Origin of the sequence: Methylophaga thalassica MP (assembly GCF_000214595.1) — a bacterium.
GTDB lineage: Bacteria > Pseudomonadota > Gammaproteobacteria > Nitrosococcales > Methylophagaceae > Methylophaga > Methylophaga thalassica.
Map to the genome: position 1 here is coordinate 1,970,335 of NZ_AFIG01000001.1, position 20,799 is coordinate 1,991,133.

Annotated in this window: 20 protein-coding genes and 1 tRNA gene; 1 reads left to right on the forward strand and 20 read right to left on the reverse strand. The window is 42.7% G+C overall.

Annotation, left to right across the window (positions count from 1 at the left end; genetic code table 11):
• Positions 1-138 precede the first annotated feature (138 nt).
• From MAMP_RS09205 to rimP, 13 genes are all read right to left on the reverse strand, one after another.
• Positions 139-909 carry an ATP-binding protein gene (locus tag MAMP_RS09205; protein ID WP_007145759.1) on the reverse strand — a complete coding sequence of 257 codons (771 nt, stop codon included), beginning with the start codon at positions 907-909 and terminating at the stop codon, positions 139-141.
• Positions 910-957: 48 nt separating this feature from the next.
• Entirely contained in the window at positions 958-2,181 is a 1,224-nt protein-coding gene (locus MAMP_RS09210; RefSeq protein ID WP_007145760.1) for a PepSY-associated TM helix domain-containing protein, read from the reverse strand.
• 37 nt (positions 2,182-2,218) lie between these two features.
• Positions 2,219-3,031: an energy transducer TonB gene (locus tag MAMP_RS09215; RefSeq protein ID WP_007145761.1), complete on the reverse strand. Its 813-nt coding sequence runs from the start codon at positions 3,029-3,031 to the stop codon at positions 2,219-2,221.
• Positions 3,028-3,375, reverse strand: a complete 348-nt coding sequence (locus MAMP_RS09220) for an ExbD/TolR family protein (RefSeq protein WP_007145762.1) — start codon at positions 3,373-3,375, stop codon at positions 3,028-3,030. Before MAMP_RS09220 ends, MAMP_RS09215 begins: the two co-directional genes overlap by 4 nt.
• Before the next feature lie 79 nt (positions 3,376-3,454).
• Positions 3,455-3,847: an ExbD/TolR family protein gene (locus MAMP_RS09225; RefSeq protein ID WP_007145763.1), complete on the reverse strand. Its 393-nt coding sequence runs from the start codon at positions 3,845-3,847 to the stop codon at positions 3,455-3,457.
• The gene (locus MAMP_RS09230) at positions 3,837-4,673 is read right to left on the reverse strand and encodes a MotA/TolQ/ExbB proton channel family protein (RefSeq protein WP_007145764.1); all 837 of its coding nucleotides are present in this window, start codon (positions 4,671-4,673) and stop codon (positions 3,837-3,839) included. The genes MAMP_RS09225 and MAMP_RS09230 overlap by 11 nt, the downstream gene beginning before the upstream one ends.
• Positions 4,674-4,858: 185 nt before the next feature.
• A complete protein-coding gene (gene pnp / locus MAMP_RS09235) occupies positions 4,859-6,958 on the reverse strand; it encodes a polyribonucleotide nucleotidyltransferase (RefSeq protein ID WP_007145765.1) in 2,100 nt (699 codons plus the stop codon).
• Positions 6,959-7,146: 188 nt separating this feature from the next.
• Positions 7,147-7,416 (reverse strand): 30S ribosomal protein S15, encoded by a 270-nt coding sequence (rpsO, locus tag MAMP_RS09240; protein ID WP_007145766.1) that lies wholly within the window; start codon positions 7,414-7,416, stop codon positions 7,147-7,149.
• Positions 7,417-7,549: 133 nt separating this feature from the next.
• On the reverse strand, positions 7,550-8,476 hold the full coding sequence (gene truB / locus MAMP_RS09245; protein ID WP_007145767.1) for a tRNA pseudouridine(55) synthase TruB: 927 nt from the start codon (positions 8,474-8,476) through the stop codon (positions 7,550-7,552).
• Positions 8,477-8,487: 11 nt separating this feature from the next.
• A complete protein-coding gene (gene rbfA / locus MAMP_RS09250) occupies positions 8,488-8,868 on the reverse strand; it encodes a 30S ribosome-binding factor RbfA (RefSeq protein ID WP_007145768.1) in 381 nt (126 codons plus the stop codon).
• Positions 8,868-11,675, reverse strand: coding sequence for a translation initiation factor IF-2 (infB, locus tag MAMP_RS09255; RefSeq protein WP_007145769.1), 2,808 nt, complete (start codon positions 11,673-11,675; stop codon positions 8,868-8,870). The genes rbfA and infB overlap by 1 nt, the downstream gene beginning before the upstream one ends.
• Positions 11,676-11,678: 3 nt before the next feature.
• Positions 11,679-13,187, reverse strand: coding sequence for a transcription termination factor NusA (gene nusA, locus MAMP_RS09260; RefSeq protein ID WP_007145770.1), 1,509 nt, complete (start codon positions 13,185-13,187; stop codon positions 11,679-11,681).
• A gap of 75 nt (positions 13,188-13,262) precedes the next feature.
• A complete protein-coding gene (gene rimP / locus MAMP_RS09265; RefSeq protein WP_007145771.1) occupies positions 13,263-13,709 on the reverse strand; it encodes a ribosome maturation factor RimP in 447 nt (148 codons plus the stop codon).
• A gap of 366 nt (positions 13,710-14,075) precedes the next feature.
• Here rimP and MAMP_RS09270 point away from each other — a divergent pair, with 366 nt between their 5' ends.
• Positions 14,076-14,462, forward strand: coding sequence for a hypothetical protein (locus MAMP_RS09270; protein ID WP_139031855.1), 387 nt, complete (start codon positions 14,076-14,078; stop codon positions 14,460-14,462).
• 55 nt (positions 14,463-14,517) lie between these two features.
• Here the strand turns inward: MAMP_RS09270 and MAMP_RS09275 are convergent.
• The 7 genes from MAMP_RS09275 to MAMP_RS09305 form a co-directional block, all read right to left on the reverse strand.
• Positions 14,518-14,594 (reverse strand) — tRNA-Met (locus tag MAMP_RS09275).
• Positions 14,595-14,647: 53 nt separating this feature from the next.
• Complete coding sequence (ntrC, locus tag MAMP_RS09280; RefSeq protein ID WP_007145773.1) at positions 14,648-16,057, reverse strand: nitrogen regulation protein NR(I); 1,410 nt, start codon at positions 16,055-16,057, stop codon at positions 14,648-14,650.
• Positions 16,047-17,120 carry a nitrogen regulation protein NR(II) gene (gene glnL / locus MAMP_RS09285; protein ID WP_139031856.1) on the reverse strand — a complete coding sequence of 358 codons (1,074 nt, stop codon included), beginning with the start codon at positions 17,118-17,120 and terminating at the stop codon, positions 16,047-16,049. The genes ntrC and glnL overlap by 11 nt, the downstream gene beginning before the upstream one ends.
• A 202-nt stretch (positions 17,121-17,322) precedes the next feature.
• A complete protein-coding gene (locus MAMP_RS09290) occupies positions 17,323-17,835 on the reverse strand; it encodes a DUF4124 domain-containing protein (protein WP_007145775.1) in 513 nt (170 codons plus the stop codon).
• Between the two features lie 96 nt (positions 17,836-17,931).
• Positions 17,932-19,341, reverse strand: a complete 1,410-nt coding sequence (glnA, locus tag MAMP_RS09295) for a glutamate--ammonia ligase (protein ID WP_007145776.1) — start codon at positions 19,339-19,341, stop codon at positions 17,932-17,934.
• A 178-nt stretch (positions 19,342-19,519) separates the two neighbouring features.
• A complete protein-coding gene (locus tag MAMP_RS09300; RefSeq protein WP_007145777.1) occupies positions 19,520-19,747 on the reverse strand; it encodes a sulfurtransferase TusA family protein in 228 nt (75 codons plus the stop codon).
• Positions 19,744-20,796 (reverse strand): tRNA (5-methylaminomethyl-2-thiouridylate)-methyltransferase, encoded by a 1,053-nt coding sequence (locus MAMP_RS09305; protein WP_040576499.1) that lies wholly within the window; start codon positions 20,794-20,796, stop codon positions 19,744-19,746. The genes MAMP_RS09300 and MAMP_RS09305 overlap by 4 nt, the downstream gene beginning before the upstream one ends.
• Positions 20,797-20,799: the final 3 nt, after the last annotated feature.

Below are 20,799 nucleotides of genomic sequence, written 5' to 3' on the forward strand. Positions count from 1 at the left end.
TTTATGAAATTACAGCCACGCTACTCTATATCAATGAATAAAAGTAAGTATTTAGATGCTAGACATCATCATTCATTGTTTAATTTCATTTAGCCAAACAGATGATCAATAATCAACCAAGCATTCGTGTGGTTATAGCTAAAACTGAGCACGATAATATTGATAAAACTGTTTTGCCGTTCTACCACTGTGGCTCCCCCTTCCCATCGCGTAAAGGCGGGCAGCCTCATGTAATTGACTCTTATCAGTACTGATATCGGCAAATAATTTTTCAACTATAGCAAAATAATTTTCCCAGTTAGCTGGGTAGAAAGATAAGGTCAGTCCGAACCTATCCGATAGGGCTAATTTGTCTTCCAGGCTATCAGCATAATGCACTTCACCATCGACTAATCCACTTAGCTGATTTTCAGACTGCTTTTCTGGCAATAGATGACGTCGGTTTGATGTAGCATAAAGTCTGACATGTTCAGGGGGCAGTTCCAATCCACCTTCCAGTAAGGTTTTTAATGGTTTATAACTGGATTCACCGGCTTCAAACGATAGATCATCACAAAAAATGATAAAGCGAAATTGCTCACTTTCTTCTTCCAACTCATCAAGGATTTCAGGCAGAAAACTCAGATCATCTTTATCAATTTGAATGATACGTAAGCCTTGAGGTGCCATTTCATTCAGGAGCGCCTTAATCAGAGAAGATTTACCTGTACCTCTCGCTCCCCATAACAAGGCATGATTGCTGGTTTTGCCTTCCAGAAAATGCTGTGTGTTTTCAATAATAGCTTGTTTTTGTCTATCGATTCCCTGCAGTTCATCCATTCGAACAGCGTCAAGGCGAACCACCGGCTTTAACTTTTGACTCCGGCTTCGCCAAATGGCGGCATAAACCTGATGCCAATCAATACGCATAATATCTCCTTCATTTATTCAAATGAAGCTAGCATAGCATTATCTATGTTAGTGGAGAGAAGAAGACATACTCAGCGCTTGATTGATTCGGGTAGAGACTCTGGCACGGCGTTTTTTTGCCCAGATAATAATACCGGTGACGCTGAAAATCGCTATCATCAGTCCCATGATAGAAACCATCACTCTCCCTGGTAGACCTATGATGCGGCCAGAGTGTAATGGGAATTGGGCTTGAATAAAAATATCTCCGGCAGTTCCTTGTCCCGGCAATTTACCACCAAGGTATTCACCACTTTTACCATCAAAATACAGCCATGGATTACCTAAACCACCATCACCATGATCATTCTCTGGTCTATAAAAACCAACCCCGTAAACATCGTAGTGAGATGCATAAAAAATACCGCCGGCTGGATCTGTAATCCCCATTTTATCGGCCTGCTCACGCGCAAGGGGTAAAATTTGTTCGCGTGTCAGTTCAGCATTCACCGGCTCATCCAATGCTGTGGGCGTACGCTGATCAAATGGTGTTGGTGTCAGTTCAGAAAAAACAGATATCACTGGTCGCATCACTTCGTTATTCAGATTCATCGAAATCGATGTAACAGCCAATATCACTACAAATCCCCAGAGCCAAACGCCTCCAGAACGGTGCAAATCAAAGTTTAATTTGTAACCGCCTTTTTTCCAGCGAAACCGGAATGACTTTTTCCAACTTTTGGCTTTTGGGAAGCTAATCCATAATGCAATAAAGCTATCTATCGTCCAGACAATAGCAATAATTCCCATAAAGAGAATACCTAGCTCTATACCAAAACCATCTGGAATATGCATGCTGTAATGTAGCTTGTATAAAAAAGGAAGAATATTCTCTCGACTCAGTGATATCTGGCCCCACATTCTGTTTGCCTGGACTTCTGACGTCGCAGGATCAATCGCAACTTGATTGAAATCAACAGGTGCTGCCTTACCTGTTTCAGGTAAAGGTCTCGGCATCACTGTCATCAATAAACTATGATCAGCTTCAATATTGAGTGGCATAAAGCTGACCATTAACTGTGGGTTTTCCGCTTCGAATTTGTTTGCAAGTGTTAACGGACTCACCAAATCGTTATCTAGGCTTTGTGTTTTTGCTTTATAAAGCTGAGGGTTTAACCACTCATCGACCTCATGATCCCATGAAATGATCGCCCCGGTCAGTCCAGCAATAAACAGAAAAACTGCCGTAGCCAGACCAAACCAGCGGTGAGCGACGACCCAGATTGAACGCATATTAACCACCATTAGCAATTATCAAATCAATATCAGCTTATGAATTTAACTGGAAAGCAATAGGCACATTAACTTCGAGCTGAGACTGCGTCATATCATCAGGAAACGATGGCAGTGGCTGTGCTTTTTTTAACATGCTAATTACAGCTTCATCCAAACGTGCTGAACCTGAACTTTTTGTAATACGAAACTCCAGCACCTTGCCGGTACGATCGACAATAAAAAAGAGTTTAACAATCCCTTCTTCACCACGACGCCTGGATGCCATAGGGTAGCGCTTATGCTTAGCAAGCGTAGCAGCGAGTTCACTGTAATACGATTTCTGTGCAGCAATTTGACCACCACTCAATTGAGTACTAGCTTGGCCGGTAGTCTTTTTCTGTGATGTTTGTTTATTATCACTTGTGCTTGTTGTGCTACTGGCTACAGTGTGCTGTTTAACTGGCTTAACCGGCTCTACTTCTTTCTCAATTACCTCTTCAACCACTTTTTGTGGTTTAGGCTTCGGTTGTGCTTTTACTTTTGTTTCTGTTTTTTGTTTTGCTTCCACTTTTTTCGGCTCAATCACCGGCTCAGGCTCAACAACAGGTTCAGGTTCCACTACGGGCTGAGGTTCAGGTTCTGGCTCTTTCTGTGGCTCCGGCTCTGGTTCGGTTTCAGTCGATTGTTCTTCCGTTTTCTCTACTTCACCAAGATCACCCAGCATACCGAGATCAATTTCTACTCCCTGCAATCCCTCAAGTTCAGCTCCATCATCGTCTTCAGCATGATAAGTAAAGAAAGCAAAGCCTGCGGCGTGAATAGCAACCGCTATAAACAGCGCAAATATCCAATAACGATGTTTTGTCATGACACTTCCGCTTGTTTTTGTGTGGCTAGTGAAACACGTTTAATACCTGACTGTTTGATAATCGATAATACGTACTGTAAGCGTTCGACAGGCAAACTGCCATCCACTTTGACTAAAATACGAAACTTGTCTTTATCTGCTGCAGCCTCAAATTGCTTGTTAATAACGGGTAATAATGCATTATCGTCCACAATGTCCTGCTCAATCGCTACTTGACCATTGTCAGATACCACAATAACCAGAGGCTGCTCTATCTGTTTTGTCTCACTAGACGATAAAGGCGGTTGGACTTTAATTGGATCGGATTGACTGATATGGCCTGCTACCATAAAAAAGATAAGCATTAAAAAACAATATTTATCAGTGGTACCAGACTATCATCCTGATCTGGTTTTTTATGTTGAATTGTTTGCGCGACTTTCATCAGTTCACTCCAGCCAGACTGACTGATTTGGCACCAGCTTGTTTAAATGCATCCAGTAAATCAATCATTGTTTGCGTTTCAATACCTGATTTCACATCAATGACATACACGGCTTCAGGATCCTGTTTAACGACTGTCATAACAGAATCCATATCTTTAAGAGATAAGGTCATATTGCCGATTTTATATTTGCCGTCGTTAGATATCAGCGTTACCACACGCTGATCACGTGATTCAGACTGTGATTCACTCGGGGCCGATACGTCAATTTGGCGCCACTGAATAAAGGTGGACGAGAGCATAAAAAATAATAGCAGAATGAACACAACATCAATCAGTGGTGTCAGACTAATCGCCCTTTTATGTCTTGGCTGTTCAGTATTAAGCAGCATGGCGCATGGTTTTATTATCTGCAGAAACAGGCTGAGCACGTTCAACAGTAAAGATTTGTGTGACGGTGTCGTTCATTAATGCAGCGACACGTTCAACCTTACGTTCCATCCAGTTATGTACAGTCACCACAGGAATAGCGACAGCAAGACCGACAGCAGTGGTCAACAATGCCTGCCAGATACCACCTGATAACACAGAAGGATCAACCTGATTTCCCGCTGCTTCCATTTGCTGAAAAGCTACGATCATTCCTAGTACAGTACCTAACAAACCTAATAATGGACTTAATGTGGCAATCACTTCCAATGGTCGTAAATACGCACGTAATTGATTGAGACGAAGCGTTGCAACACGATCCAGCTCTTCTTTTAACGTGGCCAAATCCATTTTATGTTGTGTTAAACCACGAATAGAGATTAAGACTAACTCATCTACCGGACGTTTTGGATTGAGTCTCACCATGGCTTCAGCCGCATCACCTTTTTGCCAGTCACGAATCACAGACTTGAGGTGTTTTGCAGACTCTGGACGCGTAGACATAAACTGCCAAAGTTTGATTAACACAATCGCTAAAGCGATAACCGAAAATCCCGTTAGAATCCAGACAACCGGACCGCCAACATGCATGAATTCAGCAAATTGAGACATAAGCGCATCAGGTTGCTGCTGAGTTAAGGTACTGACATCCGTACCATTCAATGCATCAGTTATCCCTGTAGTAACTGCACTTGGATCAGCATTGGCAGCAGAATCTACATTCGTTGCTGTGTCTGCACTATTGCCAATATTCTCTGCTGCACTTACTGCGTCATTTTCTTGAGCCATAAATCCCCCTTTTCAATTTATCAATGATAATCGTTATCATTTAGCTTATCAAGAGGAACTCTTTCCTATTTATATAAGGTCTGCTCAGGTCTGTGATTGTCTGAATGGTGATAAAAATTTATATTTATTTTGATAAAAAAAAGCCCCGCATTGCGGGGCTTTTTCAGAACACATTAAAGAAAAATTTATTCTTCTTCTTTTGTTTCTTCATTAACCGCTTTCATACTTAAACGAATACGGCCTTGGCGATCAACTTCCAGAACTTTCACCTGGATTAAATCCCCTTCAGAGAGTTTATCCGACACATTTTCAACTCGTTCTTCAGAAATTTGAGAAATGTGTACCAGACCATCTTTACCAGGCAGAATGGTGACAAACGCACCAAAGTCCATTAATTTAGCGACGCGACCTTCATAGATCTTGCCAACTTCAACTTCAGCGGTAATATCTTCTACTCGGCGTAATGCCTGTTGTCCGGCATTGTAATCAGAAGAGAAGATCATCACGGTACCGTCGTCCTGGATATCGATTGTAGCGCCTGTTTCTTCGGTAATTGCACGGATAGTAGCACCACCTTTACCAATAACATCGCGAATTTTATCTGCATTGATTTTAATGGTGATGATGCGAGGTGCAAACTCAGACATTTCAGTACGATGTGAAGAAATGACCGCATTCATTTTTGTCAGGATATGCATACGACCATCACGTGCCTGTGCTAATGCAGTGCGCATGATTTCTTCATTGATACCTTCGATCTTGATATCCATTTGCAGCGCTGTAACACCTTTTTCAGTACCAGCCACTTTAAAGTCCATATCGCCCAAGTGATCTTCATCACCCAAGATATCTGTCAGAACAGCATAACCATTTTCTTCTTTGATTAACCCCATCGCGATACCAGCAACAGGCGCTTTGATAGGTACACCAGCATCCATCAATGCCAAGCTAGTACCACAAACAGAGGCCATTGAGCTTGAACCGTTTGATTCAGTGATTTCAGAGACCACACGAACCACATAGGGGAACTCAGCTGCAGTTGGCATAACCGCTTGCACGCCACGTTTCGCCAATTTACCGTGACCAATTTCACGACGTTTTGGCGAACCCACCATACCGGTTTCACCTACACAGTAAGGAGGAAAGTTGTAATGCAACATAAAGCGATCACGGTATTCACCTTCAACCGCATCAATCGTTTGAGCATCACGCTCTGCACCTAATGTCGCGATGACAATAGCCTGCGTTTCACCACGAGTGAATAATGCAGAACCATGAACACGTGGAACCAGGCCTGTTTCGACAAAGATAGGACGAACGCTGGCAGTATCACGGCCATCAATACGTGGTTCACCAGCAATAATTCTGCCGCGAACTAATTCTTTTTCAAGCTTGGAGAAAACACCTTTCACCTCTTCTTCATCATATTCAGACTCATCAGAGACCAGTGCTTCAACAGCCGCGTTTCTAACTTTGCTCAGTTCATCCAGACGAGCCAGTTTGTCGCTAATCGCGTATGCCGCTTGAATACCAGCATAGGCTTGTTCTTTAACCATGTTGTACAAGGTTTCGTCTTTCTCTGGTGCCGTCCAGTCCCATGCAGGTTTGCCCGCTTCAGCTTGCAATGCTTTAATCAAGTCCATCGCTGTTTGCATTTGCTGATGACCGAACATAACTGAACCCAGCATCACTTCTTCAGGCAGTTCAGAGGCTTCAGATTCAACCATTAATACGGCTGACTCAGTACCCGCAACAACCAAATCCAACGCGCTGTTATCAAGTTGTGATTTATTTGGATTTAAAACATAAGCGCCATCAATATAACCTACGCGCGCAGCACCTAATGGACCGTTAAATGGGATACCAGAAATAGCTAAGGCAGCAGATGCACCAATCATTGCAGGAATATCAGGATCAATTTCTGGATCCAGACCAATCACTGTGGCTACAACCTGAACTTCATTGATAAAGCCATTTGGGAATAATGGGCGAAGAGGACGGTCAATCAGACGTGAAGTCAGTGTTTCTTTTTCTGTTGGACGTCCTTCACGTTTGAAAAAGCCACCAGGGATTTTACCAGCTGAATAAGCACGTTCTTGATAATTAACTGTTAATGGAAAAAAGTCCTGGCCTGGTTTAACCTCTTTTTTACCGACAACGGTGACTAAAACTGCTGTTTCACCAAGACTTGCGATAACTGCACCACCCGCTTGGCGTGCAATTTTCCCCGTTTCTAAACTTAATGTGTGCTGGCCGTATTGAACTGTCTTTTTTACTGAGTTCACTCTTTTTTCCTTCTCTTCTCTGTTGTCAGTTATGGACCCGTTCCACAACTGATATGAATTCATAAATCTAAAAATGAATATGCCCCTGAAACCGTTATAGCTTCAGGGGCATATTTTATATATCCTGCCTTGAGGTCGCCGAATTGACCGGCCACATTGGCTGCATATTCTGAGTCACCAAAATCAACTTAGCGACGTAAACCTAATTCAGCAATCAGTGCACGGTAACGTTCGATATCTGTCTTTTTCAGATAGTCCAACATTTTACGACGGCTGCTAACCATTTTTAACAGACCTTGACGTGAATGATGATCGTGAATGTTTGTTTTAAAATGTTCTGACAAGTTTGTAATACGTGCTGTTAATAAAGCAACTTGTACTTCAGCAGAACCAGTATCACCTTCTGAACGAGCAAATTTAGTGATAAGTTCTTTCTTTTGTTGTGCAGAAATAGACATTAAATACTCCAACTTTATATAGCTTTCGCTACTAGTTAAATTCTGAACTGCCCCAGCTACTTCACACCAGAACAGCCAACCTTTTTGAAGGTAGGAATTCTACCGACTTTCTTAATACGAAACAAGGCGTAAGTTAAGACACCGCATTCGCGAATAATCGCTTCGGTGCTACTACTCCCTCTGCTGACATCTCACCTAGGCCAAGAAATTGATTATTCATATTAAATAATCTGACATTTGCGCTTTTAAAGGGTGTTTGCACAGTGACCGATTGCCCAAAACCGATACTTTTTGTGCCCTCTTCATCAAGCACAATTGCAGGCCAGTCAGGTAAAGCATCTTCAGCCTGCTGCAAGCTGGCATCTAATGTTACAAAACCATCTTTGTCGGCCATTTCCTGCAAGGTTTCAACGGTTATCGCTTCTGATAAATCATAGCCTGCTACCGCTGTTCTTCTTAACATGATGACATGCCCACCGGTTCCTAAAGCATGGCTAATATCTTCAACTAAGGTACGAATATAAGTACCTTTGCTACAGCGTACGGATAAGGTGAAGCGATCAGACTGGCAATCGATTATATCGATAGCATAGATAAAAATGCGGCGCGCTTTTCGCTCAACATCAATACCTTGTCTTGCCAACTTGTATAACGGCTGGCCCTGATGTTTTAGAGCAGAAAACATGGGCGGAACCTGTTCGATTTCGCCTAGAAATTGCTGGGTGACCTGGCTTAATGTGTCTTCGTTAAATTCTGGCACAGGCATTTCATTGATGACATTGCCATCCGAATCACCACTGTCAGTGACAATGCCTAATTGGCAAGTCACCAGATACTGTTTATCAGCATCCAATAAATAACTGGATAATTTGGTAGCATCGCCCAGGCAGACCGGCAAAACACCTGTTGCTAGCGGATCAAGACTCCCTGTATGACCTGCTTTTTTTGCATCAAACAGTCGTTTAACGCGTTGAAGAATATGATTTGAACTGTGACCAGTAGGTTTATCAATGATCACAATACCGGTGATATCCCGGCCTTTTTTATGTCGTCTTGCCATTGCTGAATAAATTAGTCTTCGTCATCCCGACGAATATCAGCATTCGCTTTGGCAATGAGATCATCCATATGAAAACCATGTTCTAAGGTTTTATCATAGAAGAACTGGAGTTCAGGCATATTCCTGAGTTTAACGCGACCCGCCAGACCTCTGCGCAGATAACCAGAGGCACTATTTAATCCGGCCAGACATTCTTTAATATCTTGCTCGTCTTCGAAACCATTAAAACGCGTTACATAGACTTTGGCATATTTCAGATCTGAAGTGACATCGACATGTGAGACGGTGACCATACCCACACGTGGATCAGAAATCTCGCGTTGAAGCATCAACGCGAGTTCTCTCATTATGACTTCGCTAAAGCGATTTGTACGACTAAATTCTCTTGCCATTACAGGGTCGGTTTCATCAATACACGTTCATAGACTTCAATCTGGTCGCCAGGTTTAACGTCTTTGTAGTTTTTCACACCAATACCACATTCGGTACCCGCATTCACTTCGTTAACATCATCCTTGAAACGACGTAATGATTCGAGTTCACCTTCGTAAACAACGACATTGTCACGTAGTACACGAATTGGGTTATTACGTTTAACCGTACCTTCAACAACCAAACAACCGGCAATGTCACCAAACTTAGGCGATCTGAATACATCATCAACTCGAGCCAGACCAATTATCTCATCTCTATATACAGGTTCAAGCATACCTGTCATTGCTTTAGTCACGACATCAAGCAAGTCGTAAATAATGCTGAAGTACTGAACGTCCAGACCTTTTTCAGCAATCACTTTTCGCGCTGCATTATCGGCACGAACGTTAAAGCCAATCAGAATCGCATCAGATGCGGCCGCAAGTTGAGCATCGGTTTCATTAATACCACCAACACCTGAGCCAACCACTCTGACTTTAACCATATCTGTAGACAGTTTTTGTAGTCCCTGACTAACCGCTTCAACAGAACCGTGAACGTCGCCTTTAATAACCACATTAAGTGTTTTAACGTCACCTTCTTCCATTTTATTGAACATTTCGTCCAATTTAGCCGCTTGCTGTTGAGCCATTTTTTGCTCTCTGGCTTTGGTTTGACGGAAGTTAGCAATTTCGCGTGCGGTACGATCATCTGGTGCAGCCTGAAGCTCATCACCTGCTGCTGGAGTACCGGATAAACCAAGTAACTCTACTGGTGTTGATGGACCAGCATGATTCAGCTGTTCACCTGTTTCATTAAACATAGCCCGGACACGACCATACTCCTGACCTACGACAACGATATCGCCTTTATTTAGCGTACCTTGCTGTACCAGAACAGTTACGACCGTACCACGACCTTTATCCAGACGAGCCTCAATAACCGTACCGTGTGCAGGACCTTCTTCAGGTGCTTTCAGTTCCATTACTTCAGCCTGAATAGAAATTGCTTCCAGTAGGTCTTCAATTCCCTGGCCTGTCAATGCAGAGACAGGAATAAATTGCACATCACCACCCCAGTCTTCAGGAATGACTTCATGATTAGCCAGCTCCTGTTTAACACGTTCTGGATTAGCGTCTTGCTTATCGATCTTATTCACAGCAACAATGATCATTGATTCAGCCGCTTTCGCATGCTGAATAGCTTCAATTGTTTGCGGCATAACACCATCATCAGCGGCAACAACCAAGATAACGATATCCGTCACTTTAGCACCGCGAGAACGCATTTCAGTGAAAGCAGCATGGCCAGGCGTGTCAAGGAAAGCAATTTGTCCACGGCTGGTTTCGACTTTATAAGCACCGATATGTTGTGTAATACCACCGGCTTCGCCAGAAGTTACTTTAGTGCGACGAATATAGTCCAGCAATGATGTTTTACCATGGTCAACATGACCCATAACGGTAACAACCGGTGCTCTTGGAACAGCTTCGCCCTGATTCTCATCGGAAACTTGAAGCGCTTGTTCAACTTCATTTTCCAGAATCGGTTTCGCAATATGGCCCATTTCTTCAACAACGATAATCGCCGTATCCTGATCCAGGACCTGATTAATCGTCGCCATCGTACCAAGCCCCATAAGGGTTTTAATCACTTCAGCGGCTTTAACTGACATTCGTAGAGCCAAGTCAGAAACACTAATCGTTTCAGGTACATTCACTTCACGAACAACAGGCGCCGTTGGTTTAGAAAAACCATGTTCCTGATCTTTACTTACAGAAACTTTAGATGCACCGCCGCCTTTTTTCTTCTTACGACGACCACCTTTACCTTCGGTCACATGGAGCTCTTTACGCTCGAAATCATCATCGTTACGACCACCTTTACGGCCAGACTTATCACGATTATGTTTCGCTTCGGCATCTTTAGTTTTACGCACACCGGCTTTCTGCTCTTTGGCTTGAGCTTCAGCGGCTGCGGCTCGAGCTTTTTCTTTTTCTTTTTCTAAAGCCTCTTCTTCTTCGCGCGCTTTTTTCTTGGCTTCAAGTGCCTTTTCAGCTTCTATTCGAGCTAGGTTAGCAGCACGGCGTTTCGCATCGGCTTCTTCAAGCTTTTTATGAGCAAGCTGTGAGGCGGATAACGTTTTTTCTGTTGTTTGCTTTGGTTTAGGATTCACTTTTTCTTCAATTGCTTTTTCAGCTTTCTTAGATTTAGCTTCTTCTTCCAGGGCTTTTCTCTCTTCTTCTGCTGCTAGTTTAGCTTCTTCTGAAGCTTTATTTTCTGCTTCAATAGCAGCAGCCACTGCAGCGGCTTCTTCCTCTGACTCTCGTAAACGTCGCGCTTCGTCTTCTTGTTGACGACGCTTAGCTTCTTCTAAGCGAAGAGCCTCAAGCCTCGCTACCTCTGCAGCTTGTTGTTCAGCCACACTCAATTGAGGTGTTTGTTCAGCGTTATTAGTTGTATCTTCAACTTCATCACGTTTTACGTAGGTTCGCTTTTTGCGAACTTCTACACTGACACTTTTACCGCCACGAGCAGCACCACCTAATTTAATTTCACTGACAGACTTACGCTTCAGTGTAATTTTCTTCGGTGTGGTAGTTTCACCATCGCCAGATTTACCATGACGCTGTTGCAAGAATTGTAATAACGTCTGTTTTTGATCTTCGGTGATGAAATCATCAGGCTTTGAGACGTTAATCCCTGCTTCGTTCAGCTGTTCGACCAAGCGTTCAGCTGTAATTCCGACTGTGCCAGCTAGGTCCTTAACCCTCATGTCACTCATTGGTTACTCCCCTGCATCTGTTTGTTCGTCAGCAAACCACGATTCTCTGGCTTTCATGATAAGTGCAGCAGCTTGCTTTTCATCCATATCACCTATTTCAACTAGCTCATCAACAGCAAGCTCAGCTAAATCATCAAGATCAGTGATACCTTTACTTCCTAAGGTTAACGCGAGATCTCGTGTCATACCTTCCATATCAATCAACTCTTGTGTGGGTTCGGCCGATTCAAGTTGTTCTTCACTAGCAATCGCTCGAGTTAATAGAACATCTCTAGCTCTTGAACGCAGTTCAGCGACGATATCTGCATCAAACTCTTCAATATCTAGCATTTCATGTTCAGGCACATAAGCCACTTCTTCAAGCGAAGAGAAACCTTCCTGAGCCAGGATTAACGCGACATCTTCATCGACATCCAAATCCGCCATAAATGTTTTGATCAGAGCACCGATTTCTGATTCTGCTTTTTTATCAGCATCAGATGCTGACATCACATTGAGTTCCCAGCCTGTTAACTGACTAGCTAAACGTACATTTTGACCACCACGGCCAATTGCTTGTGATAATTGTGCATCTTCAACTGCAATATCCATGCTATGTGCATCTTCATCTACAACGATAGATAACACTTCTGCAGGAGCCATTGCATTAATCGCAAAACGAGCAACATCTTGGTCCCAGAGAATAATATCAACACGTTCCCCAGCCAACTCATTGGTCACAGCCTGTACACGTGAGCCACGCATACCAACACAGGCACCAACCGGGTCAATGCGAGACTCTTTCGCTAATACAGCTATTTTAGCTCTCAAACCGGCATCACGAGCAGCACCTTTGATTTCAATCATGCCATCGCTGATTTCAGGGACTTCCAAACGGAAAAGTTCGATTAACAACTCAGGTGCAACACGACTTACAATAAGTTGAGGGCCACGACCTTCTGGTCTGATTTCTTTTAAATAACCACGAATGCGATCACCGGTCCGGAAACTTTCACGTGGAATCATTTCTTCACGAGGTAAGAATGCTTCAGCATTGCCACCTAGATCCAAGGTGACATTACCGCGTTCTACACGCTTAACTGTACCGTGGATCATCTGACCGACTTTTTCACGATACTGATCGACCACTTGTGCACGCTCAGCTTCACGTACTTTTTGAACAATAACTTGTTTTGCAGTTTGCGCCGCAATACGACCAAACTCTACAGACTCCATCGGCTCACGAATGTAATCGCCAACAACTGCATCTGCTTTTTTCTCTTGAGCATCTTCTATGGTAATTTCTGTTTCTGGTGATTGGTAGTCTTCATCTTCTACAATCAGCCATTGACGGAAAGTTTCGTAATTACCTGTGACACGATCAATTTGCACATGTGCATCCAATGCCATGTCATAGCGTTTACGCGTAGCCATTGCTAACGCCGCTTCAATTGCCTGAAAAATGACTTCCTTACCCACGCCTTTTTCATTAGACATGGCATCGACAACCAATAAAATTTCTTTGTTATTCATCACGCCCCCAGTGGATTACGTAGCAGACCAATCCAGCTCAGTATTCAATTATTAACCGCTAATAATACGCTTTTTTTAGGCAACAAGTCTTGCTTTTGCTAACTTTGCCAAAGGTAAGGCATACACCTCACCATCCACTTCTATTAAGATGTCACCATCACTAAAGCCTTCTAAAATACCTTTAAAATTGCGTCGGCCATTGACCGGTAATTTCATGGATATTTTCGCTTCAGCACCTTTAAATCTTTCAAAGTCCCGAGCCTTAAATAAAGGTCGATCAAATCCTGGTGAGGATATTTCCAGCAAATAGGCGCTACGGATAGGTTCTTCAACATCAAGGATACCGCTCACCTGATGGCTAACCCTTTCACAGTCCTCTATACCAATCCCCTGTTCAGCATCGATGTAGATACGCAAGATCGGATCAGGGCCGCCTTGAATATATTCAACGCCTACCAATTCGTATCCGAGCGTCTCTATCGACGACTCAACAAGTTGTTCAATCTGATCAGTAATGGCCATAAAGTATGTATTAAGCCTCTCGGCCTAAATCAATTCTCCAGAAAAACAAAAACCCCATACAGGGGCCCGGAATTCAAAATATTGTCATGCGGCTGATGTTCACCGCTCTGCCATAAGTATCTGCGCCGGAATACACATGTCCCCAGTACTGATTACTCTCCAGAAAGCACAGAATATTAACAGATACCTACCCAGCACAGCAACTTAAACTGCTTTCTCTCACTTTTAGCTCAATATCTTGTCATTTTTAGATCATGAAAAAAAGGATTCAATCAATATGAAATATACCTTTTATTTTCAATCACAAAACTATCCATAACCGAGTGAGTCAACTTCCAAATGAAAAAAACAGCAGGAAAACGCTTTATGAAATCATTAGCATCAATTTTCATTTTATTTTTCTCATCTATCAATGTCGCCGGTCAAGTCGCTCTAGCCGATGAAAACGCTGCTGCTGATTTTATTGTCTTTAAAACGCTTGAAGACAAAGATACCAGTAGTGATTGTACACAACGAGGAGGACTGCGAATTTATGTTGAAAACACCCACCCCGAAAAAACGATTGACCTGAGTTTAGACCGCTACTTCTCCACTGTCCGACAAGCTGGTCGGTCAATGTTTGCTTTGGAAAATGGCCACAGCCAAGCACTCGGCTGCAATATCGTTATGGATAGCGAACAACATTGGGAATTGATTAGTGCTGAATTCATCAGCAAAGAAGATGCTCTGCAACGCTATGGGACGTTGTATTAATGACCCAATAAAAAAGCTCAAAACAATAAATTGTTTTGAGCTTCTATATTCAGTTTGGTAGCGGGGGCTGGATTTGAACCAACGACCTTCGGGTTATGAGCCCGACGAGCTACCAGGCTGCTCCACCCCGCACCTGATTAAGCAATGCATTATACATACCACTTCATAGGCACGCAAGTCTTATTCTAATTTTCTTTTAATTTACGCGTTAAGGTATTTCTACCCCAACCTAATAATTTGGCTGCTTCCTGGCGTTTTCCAGCCGTCTTTTCCAGAGCCACTTCCATCAAAAGTTGCTCTATCAAAGGAACGACATCAGCTAAAGCCCCTTCCTGCCCGGTCAAGGCTTTATTAGCAGCCCATTGTCTGAATAATTGCTGCCAGTCTCCACCTTGTCTGCCACTATGAGCATCTATGGTTTCTGTAGAAAGCTCTACTGGCAGGTCGTCCATCTGAACAACTTGCCCGGGCGACATCACCGTTAACCAGCGGCAAGTATTTTCTAATTGGCGTACATTACCAGGCCAGGGTAATTGGGATAAATACATTTCGACATCCGAGGCTACAGACTTGGTCGACATATTTAATTCTTTTGCTGCTTTATTTAAAAAATACGCAACCAGGGCAGGAATATCTTCTCGTCTTTCACGAAGTGAAGGAATATGAATACGAATCACATTGAGGCGATGAAATAAGTCCTCACGAAAATCGCCACGTTCAACCAATTTTTCTAAATTCTGGTGTGTTGCCGCAATGATACGTACATCGACTTTGACGGCACTATGCCCACCCACTCGGAAAAATTCACCATCCGATAACACACGTAACAGGCGCGTTTGTAACTCAATGGGCATGTCACCAATTTCATCTAAAAACAGCGTACCGCCATTAGCCTGTTCAAAGCGCCCTTTTCGCTGTACATGTGCACCAGTAAAAGCTCCTTTTTCATGACCAAATAATTCTGACTCCAATAATTCTTTTGGAATAGCGGCCATATTTAAAGCGATGAAAGGGCCATGTTTGCGTGGACTATGGCGATGTAAAGCCTGTGCAACTAACTCTTTACCTGTGCCTGACTCGCCATTCACCATGACCGTTATATTCGAGCGGGCAAGACGACCTATGGCTCTGAAGACTTCTTGCATAGCCGGTGCTTCACCGACTATCTCTGTGCTGATATTTACATCTTCAACAGGCTTATTATTCTGTTCACGGCTATGACTTATTGCTCTTTGAACCAGTTCAACCGCTTCATCAACATCAAATGGTTTTGGCAGATACTCAAAAGCACCACCTTCATAGACAGAAACAGCACTATCGAGATCGGAATATGCCGTCATGATAATGACCGGTAGTTCAGGATAACGTTCTTTGATCTCGGATAATAATTCCAAGCCATCAATACCAGGCATTCTGATATCACTTATCAAGACATCTGGTCTTTGTTCACGTCCCTGTTTTAGCTCATTTAATGCAATATCACCAGTTTCAAAAGCACGAACAGTAATGTCAACAACTTCTAGGGCCTTTTGTAAGACCCATCGAATTGATCGGTCATCATCTACAATCCAAGCTATCGCTCTACTAGCGTTCACGTGCAAACTCCAAAGGAAATGTTACTGAAAAAATAGTTTGTCCAGGTTTACTGCAACAGCAAACTGTTCCTCCATTGCGTTGGACTAAGTTTTGAACTAGATACAGACCAAGTCCTGTTCCATCAGCCCTACCCGTGACCAATGGATAAAACAAACTATCTTGTAATGATTCGGGAATACCTGGGCCGTTATCTTCAATCTCAACTAAAACGCCCAATTTGTAATACTGTTTTTCTATGGTGATATTTCGCTGAATTCTGGTGCGGAGAATAATCAAACCTACACCATGCATGGCTTGAACAGCATTTCTTACAATATTAAGAAAAATCTGAATAAGCTGGTCAAAGTCAGCATACAGTTCAGGAATACTGGGATCATAATCAATTTTAAATCGAAGACGCTCGTCTACTTCAATATCAACTAATTGACGAACATGTTGCAAAATCTCATGAATATTTGTGTGGCGTTTTTCAGGTTGCTGATTTGGTCCCAGCATTCTATTCATCAAGTTCTGTAAGCGGTCTGCCTCGGTAATAATAATTCGTGTGTATTCTTTTAAATCTTCAGAGTCCAGTTGCCTTTCAAGTAATTGTGCGGCACCACGTAATCCCCCCAACGGGTTTTTTATTTCATGAGCCAAGCCACGAACGACTTGCTGTTGAGTGTGGAGATTTTCATCCCGCGTTATTCTCTGTTGATAATCAAGAAGTGCAAGCTCAAGGATGACGTAAGAATCATCCACATCCAACATTTTCATAGAGCAGTCCACCAAGACTTCGCCACTTGCAGGCAAAAACAAATGTACTTCACGTTCAATCAGTGCTTGTCCGCTAGAGACGACACGCTCAAGCGATTTAAATAATTTTCTCTCACCAGGTAACAAGGTTTGTAGTGGAATGTTTTCAGCCTGACGCTGACTGATCTCAAATAAAATTTCTGTGGCTGTATTGATGTAACAAACGCGTAAAGCGGAGTCCAGAATCAGTATAGAAGTAGATAAACTTTCTAATACATCATTGCTGGCGAAAGCATTGTGGCTCATAGTGGTAACACTCATATTCATGCTCAGTTGGTAGCAAAAAACGCTCCACATTTGAGCACTGTCAAAGGGGTTATAGTTAAGCTATTGATTGCTATAACAACACCATTAAATTCTTCTCAGATTTACTCAGTGGTGTAATGAAAAATAATACAGACTACCACTACCTATGCACCATAACTGTGCATTGGATATTCGTACTTTTTCTCATTAATCGGCGCGTTAGCTAATTTAGCTTAGATGCTCGGTGTAAATGAAATACGATGTTATCAGAGGCTAATTCTTTATCATCGGCACTGATAATTTTTGCCGTGATTTGGTGTGAACCTCGACTAAGGTTAGTAAATTGATAAGAGGTTGATGCCTGGGGCTCACCGACAGCCTGCCCGTCAAGATACACCTGAATCGCATCCCCTCTGTCGGGATTCAGTGCTGGCTCTATACTCAATGTGACTTTCACATCACCATTATTTACCCAAATACTTTCATTTGCTGCTGGAGCGGTAATTGAAATCTGATAATCAGGTACTGGCGAGGAATCTGTTTCTGACTCTGTTTGGGTTATTTGTTGAACTTCTGGTGGAGAATACGTGGCTGAAGGTGGCAATTCAATCAGTTCAGCACCGGGCCTTTCTTCATCAGAAAATACAACTGTACCGTCTGGTTCTACCCAGCGGTATATAGCTGCCAGAACCTGACTGCTGAATAATAACAAGAAAATCAGATATATAACTCTCATTGGCTAAGCATATTCCACCATGTCTCTAACCGCAACTCACAGCCATAAAAAAAGCGCCCCGAAAGGCGCTTTTTGTTAGCTTCATCACATAAGTGATTACACGCTGTAGTACAAGTCATACTCAACTGGGTGTGTTTCCATACGGATACGTGTGACTTCTTCCATTTTCAATGCAATGTATGCATCGATCATGTCATCAGTAAATACACCACCTTCAGTCAAGAAAGCGCGATCTTCATTCAAACAATCAAGTGCTTGATCTAGTGAATGACATACTGTTGGAATTTCTGCTGCTTCTTCAGCTGGTAAGTCATACAGATCCTTATCCATTGCATCACCAGGATGGATTTTGTTTTTAATACCATCTAAACCAGCCATTAACATCGCTGAGAATGCTAAGTATGGATTCGCGGTTGGATCAGGGAAACGTACTTCAATACGGCGACCTTTTGGATTACTAACAAAAGGAATACGGATTGAAGCTGAACGGTTACGTGCTGAGTAAGCCAACATAACAGGCGCTTCAAAACCTGGCACAAGACGCTTGTAGCTGTTTGTTGAAGAGTTAGTAAACGCATTCAGAGCACGCGCATGTTTGATGATACCACCGATGTAGTAAAGCGCAGTTTCAGATAAACCACCATATTTATTACCAGTGAATTGGTTTTCACCATCTTTAGAGAAAGATTGGTGAACGTGCATACCACTACCATTATCACCTACGATAGGTTTAGGCATGAATGTCGCTGTTTTGCCATAAGCATGAGCAACATTATGAACAACGTATTTCAGGATTTGTACTTCGTCAGCTTTTTTAACCAGTGTGTTGAATTTAACACCGATTTCGCACTGACCTGCAGTTGCTACTTCATGGTGATGAACTTCAACAGGTAAGCCCATTTCTTCCATGGTTAAGCACATTGCAGCACGGATATCGTTGAGTGAGTCAACAGGAGGAACAGGGAAATATCCTCCTTTCACTTTTGGACGGTGACCTTTGTTACCATCAGCGAATACTTTTTCTGTATTCCATGCTGATTCATCAGAGTCGACTTTAAAGAATGAACCAGACATATCGCTTCCCCAGCGAACATCATCTAAGATGAAAAATTCTGGTTCAGGACCGAAGAAAGCAGTATCACCAAGGCCAGTAGATTGCAGGTAAGCTTCAGCACGCTTAGCAACACTACGTGGGTCACGTTCGTAACCTTGCATAGTTGCAGGTTCGACGATATCGCAACGAATAATTAGTGTGTTGTCGTCCATAAATGGATCCATCACAGCTGTTTCAGGATCTGGCATTAAAATCATGTCTGATTCATTAATACCTTTCCATCCTGCAACAGAAGAGCCATCGAACATTGCGCCTTCTGTGAAGGTATCTTCATCAATTGTGTGTGCAGGGTAAGAAACATGCTGTTCTTTACCACGCGTATCGGTGAAACGGAAGTCAACAAATTTGACATCCTCATCTTTGATCATTTGAAGCACATTTTCGACTGACATTTAACTTCTCCAATTTTTATAAACTGCACTTTCTGTAGTGCAAACTAAACACGCGACACAATACAGCAGAAATCACGCCAACTTTTACTACATAAAAAAATCAACTATTTAGGTGCATTTGCACCAACACTAAGCACCAATAAAGTGCATAAAAACCCATAAACGCACCATATTAGTGCTACGCACCAACTCGAACCGTAATGACAAGTTCATCATCATTTTGTTGCGTGGCTATTACTTCATGGCCATTGATGCGAGCCCATGCAGGAATATCATGTAAAGCACCAGGATCCGTGCATATTACATCCAGCTCATCGCCCTTAGTCATCTGCTTAATTTGATTTTGAGCTTTTATTACTGGTAAAGGGCATAACATCTTTCGAGCATCTAAAGTTTGCTTACTCACACATACCACTCCTGTAAAACTTGCTCCGCAGAAAGTGGGGGAGTTTTTACCTGCAAACTACCTTGTTTTGGTAATGCAATATCCAACTCAACTTCATCCGCCATTCTACCTTGCCCAAAGCGAGCAACAATAGCTGCGGCGAGTTCATATTGTTCCTCATCAAGCTCACCGTCAACCAGCGCCATCGGGCCACTATGACTTAAGGCGTGAATACTAATAAACTCTTTTCGATAGCCTTCTAAAAACTTACTTTCACCGGCATCACGCGCGATAATCAACTTAAATTCTGCCTTTGGACGAATATGTCTGCCCACTTTCAGCAGCATGATATCGTCCATCTCATACTCTCTGCTATTACGCGCTTGCCATAAATCGACAAGCTTGTCAGAGTAACTTTTGTCGGTGAGAAAACAACAACCACCCGCTGGAGTCGCAAAATCAGTTAAGCCAAACTGTTTGGCCAAAGCAATTTGTGGTTTACGGTTACGACCATGAAAATCGTACAATTTACTACGATCTACCCAGCCTTCACGCTCTGGTAATGTTTCAGGAAGATTTTTAGCACACAACGGTCTGAGTAATAAATCCTCAGCACCAGACTCTTCAGAGATAATCGGCATGGTCGCTTTACGTTGCGACATTGGGCGTTGGCCAATCACTTCGCCAGTAATAATAAAGTCAAAACCATCGTGATGATTTTCTTTTATCCACTCAACTGCTTTGCTGACCATGAAAATCTTACAATCCAGGCAGGGGTTCATATTCGCCCCGTAACCATGTTTAGGATTCAGTAATACTTCTTTGTATTCTTCAATAACATCAACGATATGTAATTTAATGCCTAGTTGCTCCGCCACCCAGAGTGCATTATTTCGTTTTTGTTTATTCTTATCTTGATTACGAATGGCATGGGTGTGCCCTTCAACACAAAAACCGGTATAGAAATTAATCCCTTCTACTTCAATACCTTGTTCTTGCATGACCCGGACGGCCAGCATTGAATCCAGACCGCCTGAAATCAAGGCGACTGCTTTATGTTTTTTTTCCATCAT